This window comes from Paenibacillus sp. GbtcB18, assembly GCF_019091125.1.
Taxonomy (GTDB): domain Bacteria; phylum Bacillota; class Bacilli; order Paenibacillales; family NBRC-103111; genus Paenibacillus_F; species Paenibacillus_F chitinolyticus.
In genome coordinates this window covers 289,788-303,480 of the sequence record NZ_JAGXJX010000004.1, presented here as the reverse complement: position 1 = coordinate 303,480, position 13,693 = coordinate 289,788, and the positions used below count along the sequence as shown (strand labels likewise).

Annotated in this window: 11 protein-coding genes and 1 other annotated feature; of the genes, 9 read left to right on the top strand and 2 right to left on the bottom strand. The window is 56.2% G+C overall.

The window, feature by feature from the left end; translation table 11 throughout:
- Nucleotides 1-19: 19 nt before the first annotated feature.
- From KVT34_RS15105 to KVT34_RS15095, 3 genes are all read left to right on the top strand, one after another.
- Nucleotides 20-1,132, top strand: coding sequence for a sensor histidine kinase (locus tag KVT34_RS15105; protein ID WP_217559585.1), 1,113 nt, complete (start codon nucleotides 20-22; stop codon nucleotides 1,130-1,132).
- 158 nt (nucleotides 1,133-1,290) lie between these two features.
- The gene (locus KVT34_RS15100) at nucleotides 1,291-2,514 is read left to right on the top strand and encodes an ArnT family glycosyltransferase (protein ID WP_217559584.1); all 1,224 of its coding nucleotides are present in this window, start codon (nucleotides 1,291-1,293) and stop codon (nucleotides 2,512-2,514) included.
- Between the two features lie 70 nt (nucleotides 2,515-2,584).
- The gene (locus tag KVT34_RS15095) at nucleotides 2,585-4,543 is read left to right on the top strand and encodes an FAD-dependent oxidoreductase (RefSeq protein WP_217559583.1); all 1,959 of its coding nucleotides are present in this window, start codon (nucleotides 2,585-2,587) and stop codon (nucleotides 4,541-4,543) included.
- Between the two features lie 205 nt (nucleotides 4,544-4,748).
- Here the strand turns inward: KVT34_RS15095 and KVT34_RS15090 are convergent, their stop codons facing one another.
- Nucleotides 4,749-5,291 carry a DUF4352 domain-containing protein gene (locus tag KVT34_RS15090; protein WP_217559582.1) on the bottom strand — a complete coding sequence of 181 codons (543 nt, stop codon included), beginning with the start codon at nucleotides 5,289-5,291 and terminating at the stop codon, nucleotides 4,749-4,751.
- 136 nt (nucleotides 5,292-5,427) lie between these two features.
- Nucleotides 5,428-5,693 (top strand) — a binding site (T-box leader).
- A gap of 189 nt (nucleotides 5,694-5,882) precedes the next feature.
- Between KVT34_RS15090 and trpS the strand changes: the two genes are divergently transcribed.
- Complete coding sequence (gene trpS, locus KVT34_RS15085) at nucleotides 5,883-6,872, top strand: tryptophan--tRNA ligase (protein WP_217559581.1); 990 nt, start codon at nucleotides 5,883-5,885, stop codon at nucleotides 6,870-6,872.
- A 417-nt stretch (nucleotides 6,873-7,289) separates the two neighbouring features.
- Here the strand turns inward: trpS and KVT34_RS15080 are convergent, their stop codons facing one another.
- Entirely contained in the window at nucleotides 7,290-8,231 is a 942-nt protein-coding gene (locus KVT34_RS15080) for an aldo/keto reductase (RefSeq protein WP_217559580.1), read from the bottom strand.
- A gap of 167 nt (nucleotides 8,232-8,398) precedes the next feature.
- On the opposite strand from KVT34_RS15080, the gene KVT34_RS15075 reads away from it, so the two are divergent.
- From KVT34_RS15075 to pheT, 5 genes are all read left to right on the top strand, one after another.
- Nucleotides 8,399-8,968, top strand: a complete 570-nt coding sequence (locus KVT34_RS15075; protein WP_217559579.1) for a TetR/AcrR family transcriptional regulator — start codon at nucleotides 8,399-8,401, stop codon at nucleotides 8,966-8,968.
- A 43-nt stretch (nucleotides 8,969-9,011) separates the two neighbouring features.
- Complete coding sequence (locus KVT34_RS15070) at nucleotides 9,012-9,359, top strand: DMT family transporter (protein WP_217559578.1); 348 nt, start codon at nucleotides 9,012-9,014, stop codon at nucleotides 9,357-9,359.
- Nucleotides 9,359-9,673 (top strand): DMT family transporter, encoded by a 315-nt coding sequence (locus tag KVT34_RS15065; RefSeq protein ID WP_302695296.1) that lies wholly within the window; start codon nucleotides 9,359-9,361, stop codon nucleotides 9,671-9,673. The genes KVT34_RS15070 and KVT34_RS15065 overlap by 1 nt, the downstream gene beginning before the upstream one ends.
- A gap of 448 nt (nucleotides 9,674-10,121) precedes the next feature.
- Nucleotides 10,122-11,156 carry a phenylalanine--tRNA ligase subunit alpha gene (pheS, locus tag KVT34_RS15060; RefSeq protein WP_042229445.1) on the top strand — a complete coding sequence of 345 codons (1,035 nt, stop codon included), beginning with the start codon at nucleotides 10,122-10,124 and terminating at the stop codon, nucleotides 11,154-11,156.
- Nucleotides 11,157-11,181: 25 nt separating this feature from the next.
- Complete coding sequence (gene pheT / locus KVT34_RS15055) at nucleotides 11,182-13,632, top strand: phenylalanine--tRNA ligase subunit beta (protein WP_217559577.1); 2,451 nt, start codon at nucleotides 11,182-11,184, stop codon at nucleotides 13,630-13,632.
- Nucleotides 13,633-13,693: the final 61 nt, after the last annotated feature.

The window sequence follows — 13,693 nt, the reverse complement described above, 5'->3', positions numbered from 1 at the left end:
CAAGACTGGAGTGAGCAACTTGAAAAACAAATTTATCCACACCGTGCGCTGGCAGTTTATTTTTATTTTTATTCTCAGCATTGTGTTCGCTGCGGGAACCGTGCTTCTCGCCTACCGGATAGTGAAATCGATCGTCGGCCTCAGCTATTACTCGGGACCCCTTCGCTGGGTCGTCAACAACATCGGCTCTACGCCCGTGATGGTCGTGGTCGGGGGCGTGCTGTTTCTGGTTTATTTTTTTATTTTCAGCCGCAAGATTATCGGGTATTTGGAAGAGATCACACAAGGCGTGCAGGAAATCGCGAAAGGCAATCTCGACTATGAAATCGTGGCCCGTTCTTCCGATGAGCTGAGCGAGGTTGCGCAAACAATCAACGTGATGTCCCGGAAGCTGAAAAAGTCCATCGAAGAGGAAAGGAAAGCGGAACGGACGAAAAACGAGCTGATCACGGGCGTTTCGCACGATCTCCGTACCCCTCTGACGTCGATTTTGGGCTATCTGGAACTGATTGAGACGGACCGGTACAAGGATGAGGTCGAACTCCGGTATTATACGCGCATCGCTTTTGAGAAAACGAAAAATTTGAACAAGCTTATCGACTACTTGTTCGAATACACGTCGCTGCCTGGCGAAGGCATCGAGCTTGAAATGAAGAAAGTGAACATCTACGGCTTTCTGAAGCAGTTGGCGGAGGAATTCGTCCCGATTTTAACGAAAGCGGGCATGACGTGCCGGGTGACTGCGGAGGACGACACGCTTTATATCATGGCGGACGGCAGGCAGCTGGTCCGGGCCTACGAGAATCTGATCTCCAACGCGATCCGTTACGGCAGCGAAGGTAAGGTTGTCGATATCAAAATCAGCCGCAGCGGACAAGAGGCTGTCGTGGAGATTGTCAATTACGGAGAGCCTATTCCGGAATCGGATCTGCCGTATATCTTCGAACGGTTTTACCGGGCGGAGAAGTCAAGATCGTCCAGTACGGGCGGAACCGGTCTGGGACTCGCTATCGCCAAGAGCATCATCGAGATGCACGGCGGGAAAATAGGCGCTCGCAGCCAGCGGAAACAGACGGTTTTCGAAACGCGGCTGCCTCTGCAGCCTTCACGACAACCCGGAACAGACAGCTAAGGAAGGCCGATCGTCAGCGGCCTTCTTTTTTTCTATCGGCAGGGAAATTCTTAAGTTTTCTTAAGAATGCTTTAAGCGGGCGGTAAGCGGTCCTAAACCGGGTCTTAAACTCTCTCTTGTATACTAGAAATCACGGGAACGCCGAAAGGAGCAGAATTATGAACCGTAAAAAACGGGTATGGGCCGCATTGGCGGTAGTTTTGCTGCTGGCGGCCTATGTGAGAATCGATTTCCTCCGTTCGGTCGATCACGAGATGCCCCATGACTCGCTGAATTACGATAAGATGGTCAGACAGCTGCTGGAGACGGGAGTATACGCCTACAACGGCGAGACCCCGAATGCGCTCGTGACGCCCGGTTATCCGCTTTTTTTGGCGGCGGTCTATGAGATCGCGGATTATAAGGAGCACGACCCGCTTCCCTGGGTCCGGTATATACAAGCGCTGCTGAGTTTGGCCGCCTTAGGGTTCGTCTACCGGATTGCGAGGAGGTTTTCCGGTGAGCTGCCGGCCCTCATTGCGCTTCTGATCGCGGCCGTATATCCGCCGTTCGTCTGGGCCAACGGGGCCATTCTGACCGAGGTGCTGGCCATTTTCCTCTTGCTGGGATATCTGCTTGCTCAGATCCGGGTTTTCGAAACGCCTTCTTACGGACGGGCTGCCGCCGCCGGAATCTGGCTCGGTTTGACCGTGCTGGTTCGGCCGGAATTTCTGCCGCTGATTGCCGTGGCCTTCGCGCTTCAGTGGCTGCGGGACAAAGAAGCGAGGAAGCGGACGCTCCGGCTGTTTGCCTGCTCCGCCGCGGCCGTTGTGCTGCTGCTTGCGCCCTGGTGGATTCGCAATGCCGTCACGCTGCATCAGTGGGTCGTGACGGCGACCCAGGAAAACCCGTTCCGGGCGGGAACGTATCCGTACAATACGTTTAACGATGAGAGCCTGGTAGACCCCTCGGGCAAAACCGAAAAGGAGCTGGCCATAGCCCGGTTGAAAGCGGGTTTCACGACCCAACCGGGGCTGTTTATCAAGTGGTACACGATCGGGAAAATGCAGTACGTGTACCAGAGCGTCTACCGCGGCGGCGGTCATCAGCCGTATTATCCGGTGATCCCGTTCAACGCGAACCTGCTTCACCGCACGCTCGTATTGTCCGGCGCGATAGCCGTTCTGGCCGCACTGAGGCGCTGGAGGGAGCCCGTCACGCTGCTGGCTCTCGTGGTCATTGTGATGAGCCTTATCCGTCTCGGCTTCGTGGCGGATTACCGCTACAACGTCACGATGATGCCTCTGATCATCATTCTGGATTGTGTCCTGGGCTGGCGTGCGGTTATGTGGTGGAAGGGCAGGCGGGCATTGAAAGCTGCCGCTTTGAACCCGACTAAATAACGAAATGAAGCATGCAACGAATTAACATTGAAATGAATGAAAATGAAAATGAAAGTTACGAGGTGCGAACATGTCCGGTTCTTTTTTTACAGGTAAAAAAGGTTTATTGCTCGTTCTGGTTCTAGTCCTTCTGGCGGGTGCCGGAGGGGGCTGGTATTATTATTCTTCTAAATGGAAAGCCGCTGTCGGTGGGCCGCTTCCGGCCAAACAGGAGCTGACCAAAGTCGTATCGGCCGACAAGCTGAAAGATAACTACGACGTTATTGTAGTCGGCACGGATCCCGAAGGCGTCAGCGCGGCCGTGTCCGCTTCCCGCAACGGGCTGAAGACCCTTTTGATCGAACCCCGCAAACGTACGGTTCTGGGCGGTCTTATGACGGAAGGCTGGCTGAACAGCATCGACATGAACTGGGACAAAACCGTGTCGACTCTGCCCGGCAATGAGCCTGAGTATTTCAATCAGGGCATTTTCAAAGAATGGTACGAGAAAATCGAAGGTCATTCTTTTGACGTAACGACGGCGGCCAACGCGTTCAACAAACTCGTTACCGACGAGAAAAACTTGGATGTCTCGATGGACGGATACCGTGTGGAACCGGTTCTCAAACAAGAAGGAACGGCTCAAACCGTAACCGGCATTACCGTAACCAAACAGGATGGGACGAAACAGACCATCGGCACCAAAACCGTTATCGACGCGACGCAGGATGCGGATTTCGCCGCGGCTGCGGGAGTGCCTTTTACGATCGGCCGGGAAGATATCGGGGATAAAAAAGCCCGGATGGCCGTTACGGCCGTATTCCGGCTCAAAAATGTCACGGATGAAGTGTGGAGCAAGGTGGCCAAAAGGCTGAACGGCGACAATGATAAGGATACGGGCTTGGACAAAATGTCCGCCTGGGGCTACGGCAAAGAGATGGCGGGATATGTGCCGCTGAATAAAGAACGGACGAAGATGCGCGGACTCAATATCGGCCGACAGCTTGACGGCACGGTGCTGATCAATGCGCTGCATATTTTCAATATCGACGGTCTGAACGCGAAATCCCAGCAGGAAGGGCTGGAGATCGCCGCCAAGGAAATTCCGAACGTCGTCAAGTATTTGAAGACGTTCGATGAATTCAAGAACGTTGAGCTGGACAGCATCGCTCCCGAGCTGTATGTGCGCGAAACCCGTCACATGAAGGGGTTGTACAGGCTCAGCGTCGTGGATCTGCTGGAAAACCGCGATCAGTGGGACCGGATTGCCTTCGGCTCTTATCCCGCGGATATCCAAAGAACGTCGCCTAACGATAATGGCGCGATCGTCGTTCATCCGACGAAGTACGCGGTTCCGTTCCGCAGCATCGTGCCGCAGAACGTAGACGGTCTTCTCGTCGTCGGCCGGAGCGCCAGCTACGACACGCTGGCGCACGGCAGCGCCCGCGTTATTCCCGTCGGCATGGCCGAGGGCGAAGCGGCCGGAGCGGCGGCCAAGCTGGCCGGAGAGAAGGGCACGACTTTCCGCGCCATGGCGGAATCCAAATCCCTGATCGAAGAGCTGCAGAAGCGGCTGAACGATCAGGGGATGGACCTCAAGCCTTACAAGCTGGACGAAGCGGCGTTTATGAAACATAAGGCGTATCCCGGCCTGAAGGCGGCTGTGTCTATGGGCATCGCTTACGGATCTTATGCCAACGTAGGCTTTAAGGAGCTGGATAATCCGTCGAACGCGCAGCGGATGGTAAACCAGATGAACAGCGTAAGACGGATGTACTTCGCTTCTTTCCCGGGAGACCCTTCCGCAGCCGTGAAAGGAATGGAGGAGCCCGCGAAGAAAACGCTGACTCTGCAGCAGGCAAGCTACACGATCGCGCTGGCCGCGGGGCTGAAGGTGGAAGCCGGGGAGGCGCAGGCCGCGCTGGAAAGCGGCGGGCTGCTCAGCAAAGCGACCCTTGGCATCATCGCCAATAAAGAGAAGTTAAGCGACGGCGACGTCTACATGATGCTCAAAGACGCGGCAGAAAAGCAGGCGGGAGCGAAGTTTTAGAAAACCGCAGACTATACATGCGGAACTAAACGATGCAAGATCCGGTTCGTTTAAAAGCTGTACCTGAGTGTCCTAAAAGTCCCCTGCGCAAGAGGTGCTTGCTCAGGACAGGCTTACAGAAACGAAGCCGGTGATGAAAAAAATGAAAAGCCCTGTTCCGTCGTCGGAACAGGGCTTTTTCATTGTCCGGGCTTATCCCGCCCGTTTATTGCAGATTGATTTTAACGGCCTTGTCCGACCCCGTGTCTTCTTTGTGAAGAAGCTGGAGCTTGGGATCGCCCTTAGGCTGCTCGAACACCAGCGTACCCGAAACTTTGGCTCCCGGTGCCAGCTCGCCGTATTTCAGGCCGGTTTCGCCGGAAAAGGAAGCGAGCACTTTGTCGCTGGTCATCCCGCGGCTGTTGGCCATTTCAAAGCTGTACGGGTTGTACGCGAGCTCTTGGGCCCCCGAATTTTCGATATCCAGCGTCACCACGACAAATTCGCCGTCCGGCAGGTTGGGCGTTTCCGGACCCTGCTCCGTAAATTTTTCCACTTTGCTTACTTTTATTTTCGCATCGCCGATTTGCACGGTGTCTTCTTTGGAGTATTCTTGAGCGAGGGACGCGGCAAAACGCGGCGCTTTGGCGGCGGAAGAACGGTCTGCGGCGCCGCCCTGTTTGAGCGGGGATGCTTGCTCCTTATAATCTCCGCATGCGGTCAAGGCCAGACACGAAACGGCGGCAAGCAGCCCGAGTTTTATTTTCAAAAGACTCTCCCCCAATCTGAATATGGTTCGTTAAGTCTTATAACCCGCAAACGAAACCCGGTAAACAATTCCGGCACGAACGATTGCCTTCCACACCGCAGCCTGATAAACTGGTGAAAAGCAAGCCGAAAGCATATCCGTCACGATGAAGAAGAAGAGTAAGCGTCAGGCAGGACTTCAGAGAGCTGATGGCAGGTGAGAATCAGTGTCAGGCAGACGCCGAATGGGCTTCCGAGTGCCGGTCCGAACCCCTTTTTGCGGGCAGTAGGAACCGGCGGCACCCGGTCCGGCCGTTATCCTTGGACCCCGTATCGAAAGCGGACCGCTTTCCGTACGTTAGAGCGCGTTTGTCATAGGCAAACGAACAAAGGTGGTACCGCGAAGAGAAACTTCGTCCTTTTTAAGGACGGAGTTTTTTTGTTGTCCGGTTTACGCTCCGGACCTTAATCTTCGAAAACATTTTATTTTACATAAAGGGGGTGATGGCCGTGGAAGACGGTTGGTGGTGGCGTCTGGAAAGCAGGACGCGCGGAGGTTTGACAGTTTTGCGAAAAGAGGTTGAAACCAGCATCATTCAAAGGAGAAATGAATATGGAACGGATATTAACGGGAGACCGCGTCACCGGGAAACTGCACCTCGGCCATTACGCCGGAAGTTTGAAAAAGCGGGTGGAGCTGCAGCATCAGATGGAGACGTTTCTGCTGCTGGCGGATGTGCAGGCGCTGACGACACATTTTCAGAACCCGGATCTGGTAAGAAAGCATCTGCGGCTTGTCGCGCTGGACTACTTGGCGGCCGGAATCGACCCGGAGAAGGCTGTGCTCTGCGTGCAGTCGCTCATACCGGAAATCGCCGAGTTGACGGTGTTTTACTCGATGTTCGTCACAGTCAGCTCGCTGAGGCATAACCCGACGACCAAAAGCGAGGCGGAGCAGCGGGGGTACGACGATTTATACTACGGCTTCCTCGGTTATCCGGTCAGCCAGGCGGCGGACATCACGTTCTGCAAGGCAACGCTCGTCCCGGTAGGCGACGACCAGATTCCTCATATCGAGCAGACCCGCAAAATCGTCCGCAGATTCAACTCGCTCTACCGGCCGGTGTTCGAGGAGCCCCGGGCGCTGGTCGGCGATACATCGCGCCTGATCGGTCTGGACGGGAACGGCAAAATGAGCAAGAGTCTGGGCAACGGCATTGAGCTTGATGCCTCTGCGGAAGAGATAAAAGATAAGCTGAAGAAGGCCAAGACGGACCCTTCCAGAATCCGCAAAGACGATCCGGGCCATCCCGGGATTTGTCCGGTCTTCACCTACCATGAAGCGTTTCTGGCCGAAGAGGCCCCGGAAATAAGGGAGCGCTGCGAACGGGGGAGCATAGGCTGCACAGCCTGCAAGGAGAAGCTGGCGGAAGGGCTGAACGCCCTGCTGGAACCGATGAGGGAGCGCAGGGCTTATTACGAGGCGAAGCCTGCCGAAGTGGACGAAATTCTTCAATCCGGCACAGCCAGAGCACGTGGCATCGGCCGCGAAACGATGCGGGAAGTGCGGGAGGCGATGGGGATTGATTATTTCGGACGTTGACGGGCGGGTGAGGGAGTACCGTGCTTTGCTGCCTTAGTACGGGGCAGGCCCCGGTCGTCGGACCTTTTCCGCGTCAGCGGGAGCTACGGGAGCTCCGGACATCGGAGCGGCCACGGCCTTGCGGAGCCGGATGCGCATGCGCCTAGGCGGGAGCCGGGCAAGCCTCGTGCGGCGGGGCAGGGATTCCCCCTGCTTCGCCATGCGGCGGTGTGCCCGCGCTGTATCGCAAGGCTCCGTAGGGCACCGGCGATGGCGCAAGGGCAGCCGGCGGCCGGGACGCACTCGTGCTAAGCGCCCCGGTGCCGCAAAGCCGTCCCCTCAGCCGCAACGCATCCGTGCCCACGGCAGCGCACCTGCCGCACGGCAGCACAAAAAAGCCTATCCGTTAAAACCGGATAGGCTTTTTCGCGTGCGCAATCATGCGCCGGAAGCTTCCGCTTCTTCCGTCCATGCTTGCGGGTGGTTGTCGCTCAAATACGACGCCGCTTTCGCGTTGCTTTCGACTTGAGCGACGTTTTTGCAGCCCGGAATGACGGCGCTGACCGCGTCATGCTTCAAGCACCACGCGAGGGCCCACGTCGCCATGTCCATCGCTTCCGGCACTTCGTGTTCGCGGATGCGCTGCACCTCCTCGAGCTTGCGCTGCGTCTCGGCGGGGTCGTGCCGGTGGCGCGTATCCGTGGCGGCGAAAGTGGCGCCCGGCTTGTACTTGCCGCTGAGATAGCCGCTGGCGAGGGGAACGCGGGCCAGCACGCCGAGGTTCTGCTGCAGGCACGACTGGAACACGCTCTCTTCGGGAGCGCGGTCGAGCCGGTTGTACACGACTTGGATCGCTTCCGAGCCGACCTGCGTGGAAGCGGCTACCTGATGCAGGTTGTCGTTCTTCGCGATCGAAGTGCCGATGTGAAGAATTTTGCCCGCCTGCTTCTGCTTGTCCAGTGCGGTCCAGAGGGCGTCGTTGTCGAACACGGAATCCGTTCCCGAATGAAACTGGTACAAGTCGACATAATCGACTCCCAGCGCTTTCAGAGAGGCGTCGAGCTGCCCGATCATATCTTCCGCCGAAAAACGCTCGTCCCGTTTAAACCGGTCATGGTAATGATGGCCGAACTTGGTCGCCACGACCCAGTCTTCACGGCCCCGGCGGCTCAAATAATTGCCGATAAACGATTCCGACAAATGATCGCCGTAGCATTCCGCCGTATCGATGAGGTTGATCCCGAGCTCCTTTGCTTTGTCCAGGACAGCGTCCACTTCATCTTGCGTAAAGTCCTGTCCCCATTCGCCGCCGAACTGCCATGTGCCGACGCCGATTACGGACACTTTTAATCCTGTTTTGCCGAGTGTGCGATATTTCATCGTTTCAGCCTCCCGCGTGCGTTTTTGACCGTGTGGACCCGGAATCCGTACGGTATATTCTCTTTCATTTAACGGGAAAATGAAGACAAAGTCAAAATGCCGTTTGATCCCGAAGCGGAAATGTGACATACTGTACCTAACTAATGTTAGTTAGGAGAATGAGGCTCATGAACACCCCCGACCGGATCAAAGCGGCCGCACTCGATTTGTTTGCGTCACAAGGCTACGAAGGCACTTCCATGGCGAATATCGCCGAAGCTGTTGGGATAAAAACGCCTTCCATCTACGCACACTTTAAAGGCAAAGAGGAATTGTTTCTCAGCGTGCTGCAGGACGCGTCGCGCGGCGAGCTGGAATTTGCCACCTCGCATCTGGAAGCAGGCGGCGAGGCGCTTGACCGCAAGCTGTATAAGCTGTTGTCCCATACGCGCGGCAAGTACGAGCACAACGGTTCGGCGAAGTTTTGGATCCGGATGATGTACTTTCCGCCGGCTTCGGTGTATCGGGAAACGATAGATCTCTCTTATACGTACTTGTCCCGGATGGAGGAGCTGCTTACGTCCGTGTTTACCGAGGACCGCTCGGCTATCGGCGTCGATCCGGATAAAGCTGCGGCGGCTTTTCTTTGTTTGATGGACGGGATCATTGTGGAACTGTTGTACGGTACGGCCGAAAGCTACGATAAAAGGCTGGAGGCTTCATGGGACGTCTACTGGCGGGGAATCTCCCATTCATGAGTCTTCATGAGCATACGGGGAAAGAAGGAGGCACGATTCGATTATGAATCGGAATTGGTTTTATGTACTGGCGGCGGGATTGCTGGAAATCGGCTGGGTTTCGGGTCTGAAACATGCGCATGACGCGTTTACCTGGATATTGACCGGAGCCGCGATTCTGCTCAGCTTCTGGGTGCTGCTGATGGCGACAAGCCGTCTACCGGTAGGAACGGTGTACGCGGTATTTACGGGGATCGGAACGGCGGGCACGGTCCTTACGGAAACGATCGTGTTCGGAGAGCCGATCAGCTGGCTGAAGATCGTTTTTATCCTGATTCTGCTCGGCGGCGTGATCGGGCTTAAAATGACGACGAAAGAACCGGGAGAACCGGCGAAAGGAGCGAATTCCTGATGGCATGGGCCGCACTGATATTGGCGGGATGTTCGGAAATTTTCGGCGTACTCGCCATGAACAAAATCGCGCAGAAGAAGACGATCTGGGCTTACGCGCTGCTTTTCTTCGGCTTCGGCCTCAGCTTCTCGCTGCTGTCCTATGCCATGGAATCCATCCCGATGGGCACGGCTTACGCCGTGTGGACCGGAATCGGCACATGCGGGGGCACACTGCTGGGCATGTTTATGTTCGGCGAGTCCAAAGACTGGCGCCGCATTCTGTTTATCGCCATGATTATTTCGGCGGCCGTGGGACTTAAGCTTCTTACGTAAAACGCCGCATGTTCTTTTTTTTGCAAGGGAAGCGGGCTATGAACGGGCTTGCAACACTGCGCCGATTTTCATATAATAGGTGGCATAGTTAAATGCAGTAACCAATTCCATACCAAATGCAATGAAGGAGACAAGTACGCAGTGCTTCCTGACAGGGAGGAGACGCCGGAGATTGAGAGCGTCCCCGTGGAACCAGGCTGCCGAAGTTCGCTCCCGAGCAGTTTCTTGAACAGTGGCCTGGGCCAGTCAGTAGAGAGTACCGGCTACGAACCGTTATTTCGAAGAGTGAGACACGTCAGAGGCGGATGACCTTCCGGGAAGGCATTTTGCGCAGCAGGCGGTCTAACAAGGGTGGTACCACGGCTTTTTCGTCCCTTACCGGGCGGAGAAGCTTTTTTTGTTGTCCGGAAACCGTCAAGGGTTGCCAGATCTAAAGGAGGGATTACACATGAGAGAACGTTTGGAAGCGTTAAAAGTACAAGCGCTGCAGGAATTGGCCGCTGTCGGCAGCCAGCAGGAGCTGAATGATCTCAGAGTCAAGTATTTGGGCAAAAAAGGGCCGCTGACTGAAATTTTGCGCGGCATGGGCGCGTTAAGCGCGGAAGAGCGCCCGGTTATCGGCCAGGTGGCCAATGACGTCCGCGGTGCGATTGAGGAAGTAATCGCGGCAAAGCAGGAAGAGTACGATCGTCAGGAGACGGAAAACCGCCTCCGCGCCGAAACGATCGACGTTTCGCTGCCGGGCCGTCCGTCCGTGCAGGGAGCCGTTCATCCGCTGAACAAGATCGTCGAAGAGATCGAGGATATTTTTATCGGGATGGGATTCACCGTCGTGGAAGGGCCGGAAGTGGAGCGCGATTACTATAACTTCGAAGCGCTGAACCTGCCGAAGGATCACCCGGCGCGGGATATGCAGGACTCATTCTACATCACCGAGGAGCTCCTGCTCCGCACGCATACGTCCCCTGTCCAGGTCCGGACGATGGAAGGCCGCAAAGGAGCCGTGCCGGTCAAAATCATCTCCCCGGGTAAAGTGTACCGGCGCGACGACGACGACGCGACGCACTCCCACCAGTTCACGCAAATCGAGGGGCTTGTCATCGACAAGAACATCCGCATGAGCGATCTGAAAGGAACGCTTCTGCAGTTCGTGCGCGAGCTGTACGGCCCGCAGACTCAAATCCGCCTGCGTCCGAGCTTCTTCCCGTTCACCGAGCCGAGCGCGGAAGTCGACGTGTCCTGCATGATGTGCGGCGGCGAAGGCTGCCGGACCTGCAAACAGACCGGCTGGATCGAAATTTTGGGCTCCGGCATGGTTCACCCGAAGGTGCTCGAAATGTCCGGATACGATCCGAACGAATACAGCGGATTCGCTTTCGGCATGGGGCCCGAGCGCGTAGCGATGCTTAAATACGGGGTTGAGGATATCCGTAATTTCTATACGAACGATCTGCGCTTCCTGAAGCAGTTCGTCCACCTATAAGCGGGAAAGAAGGAGGAAAAAGGCGATGAAAGTATCTTATCAATGGCTGTCGGATTATGTAGACGTACAGGGCTTCACGGCTGAAGACCTTGCAGATAAAATGACACGGAGCGGCATCGAAGTCGACATTGTCGAATCGCTGAACAAAGGCGTGTCGGGCGTTGTCGTCGGCTATGTCAAATCGAAGACGAAACATCCCGATGCGGACAAACTCAACGTGTGTACGGTCGATGTGGGAACGGGCGAGGACCTGCAGATCGTCTGCGGAGCGAAAAATGTGGATGCCGGACAAAAGGTCCCGGTTGCCGTTATCGGCGCCGTACTTCCCGGAGATTTCAAAATCAAGCGCGCCAAGCTTCGCGGCGTTGAATCCCAGGGCATGATCTGCTCCGCCAAAGAGCTGGGCATGAACGATAAACTGCTGCCGAAGGAAATTCAGGAAGGAATCCTGGTTCTTCCGGAAAATACCGAAATCGGAAAGCCGATCGTGGACGTGCTGGGGCTAAGTGACAGTGTTCTGGAACTCGAGCTGACGCCGAACCGTTCGGACTGCCTGAGCATGATCGGCACCGCTTATGAAATCGGCGCCATTCTCGGCCGTCCGGTGAAGCTGCCGGAAGAAGAACGCAACATCAACGTCGATTTCAGCACCGTCAAAGCGGAGGATAAAATTTCCGTTTCGATCGCCGCACCCGAGCAGTGCGCGCATTATGCGGCACGTCTCATTGAGGGCGTCCGCGTCGGCACGTCTCCGCTGTGGCTGCAGAACAGACTGATGGCGGCGGGCATCCGTCCTATCAATAACATCGTAGACGTTACGAATTACGTGATGCTGGAATACGGCCAGCCTCTTCACGCGTTTGACGCGGATCAGGTCTCGGGCGGTAAAATCGAAGTCCGCCTGGCGACGGAAGGAGAGAAGCTGGTGACGCTCGACGATGTGGAGCGTACGCTGGAGCCGCACATGCTGCTCATCACCGACGCCTTCAAACCTATCGCGATTGCCGGCGTTATGGGCGGAGCCAACTCCGAAGTGACGGAGGGCACGACTTCGATTTTGCTGGAATCGGCTCGGTTTGCCGGCCCGTCCGTCCGTAAAACGTCCCGTCAGCTCGGTCTGCGTTCGGAGGCGAGCCTCCGTTTCGAGAAAGAAGTCAATCCGGAAGCGGTCATTCCCGCTCTTGACCGTGCGGCGGCTCTCCTCGTGCTTTGCGCCGGAGGCCAGGTAGCCCAGGGGATCGTGCAGGAGACCGTTCAAGCCTATTCCGGCGTCAAGATTCCATTGAAGCTGGAACGTGTGAATACGTACCTCGGCACGGAACTTTCGCTGCAGCAGGTCAAAGAAATTTTCGACCGTCTCGGTCTCGAATACGGATTGCTCGAAGAAGATTCTCTCATCGTTCACGTGCCTGGCCGTCGCGGAGATATCACCCGGGATGTTGATCTCATTGAAGAGGTTGCGCGTCTGTACGGGTACGATAACATCCCGACGACGCTGATGACCGGCGTAACGACCCCCGGTTCCTTGACGCGCGAACAGTCCCTGCGCCGGACTATCCGCCGTCTGCTTACGGGAAGCGGTCTGCACGAAGTGATCACGTACACGCTGGGACAGCGGGAAAATGCCGCCGATTATCCGGGTCTTTATCCGGAATACGCGCCGATTCCGCTTGCGATGCCGATGAGCGAAGACCGCAGCGCCCTGAGGACGTCGCTAGTGCCTCATCTGCTTGAGGTTGTGAGCTATAACCGCAACCGGAATAACGATGATGTCGCGATTTTCGAAACGGGCACGGTATTCCTGTCCAAGGAGACGGCCTTGACCGCACAACCGCAGGAAAAGCGTCTGCTGAGTATCGCGATGACCGGTAACTGGAGTGGCGCCCACTGGGGACAGAAGGCCCGCAAAGCCGACTTCTACGACTTGAAGGGCGTGCTGGAACGGGTGATTTCTTACCTGGGCGTAACGATCGAATTCAGGTCCGCACAGAAGGAAGGCTTCCACCCGGGACGCACGGCGGAACTGTTCCTGCTCACTCCGGATGGAGAGCGCCGGTCCATCGGTTACATGGGGCAGCTGCACCCGACGCTTCAGAAGAAACGGGACCTTGAAGACACCTACGTGCTGGAAGCCGAGCTTGATCCGCTGCTCCAGCATGCCGATTTCGAAGTGGACTACCGCATACTTCCCCGCTATCCGTCGGTAGGGCGCGATATGGCGCTCGTTGTCGATACGGCTGTGCCGGTCGGGGATCTGGAACGTCTGGCGGCGGAAACGGCGTCGGAACTGCTGGAATCGATCCGCGTTTTCGATGTTTATACGGGAGAACGTCTGGGCGAAGGCAAAAAGAGCGTCGCTCTGGCGCTGGTATATCGTCATCCCGAGCGCACGCTTCAGGACGAAGAAGTCACAGAAACGCATGCGCGTGTCGTGGCGGCATTGGAATCGGCTTTCGGAGCCGAGCTCCGCAAGTGATCTTTCGTTGAAATATCAAGGCTACGGAAGGAAATAGGGCCGGTCGCATCGAATTCTTTTT

Coding starts and splice junctions, on each gene's coding strand:
- KVT34_RS15100 (WP_217559584.1), top strand. CDS start 1,291: ATGAACCGTAAAAAACGGGTATGGGCCGCATTGGCGGTAGTTTTGCTG.
- KVT34_RS15095 (WP_217559583.1), top strand. CDS start 2,585: ATGTCCGGTTCTTTTTTTACAGGTAAAAAAGGTTTATTGCTCGTTCTG.
- trpS (WP_217559581.1), top strand. CDS start 5,883: ATGGAACGGATATTAACGGGAGACCGCGTCACCGGGAAACTGCACCTC.
- KVT34_RS15080 (WP_217559580.1), bottom strand. CDS start 8,231: ATGAAATATCGCACACTCGGCAAAACAGGATTAAAAGTGTCCGTAATC.
- KVT34_RS15075 (WP_217559579.1), top strand. CDS start 8,399: ATGAACACCCCCGACCGGATCAAAGCGGCCGCACTCGATTTGTTTGCG.
- KVT34_RS15070 (WP_217559578.1), top strand. CDS start 9,012: ATGAATCGGAATTGGTTTTATGTACTGGCGGCGGGATTGCTGGAAATC.
- KVT34_RS15065 (WP_302695296.1), top strand. CDS start 9,359: ATGGCATGGGCCGCACTGATATTGGCGGGATGTTCGGAAATTTTCGGC.
- pheS (WP_042229445.1), top strand. CDS start 10,122: ATGAGAGAACGTTTGGAAGCGTTAAAAGTACAAGCGCTGCAGGAATTG.
- pheT (WP_217559577.1), top strand. CDS start 11,182: ATGAAAGTATCTTATCAATGGCTGTCGGATTATGTAGACGTACAGGGC.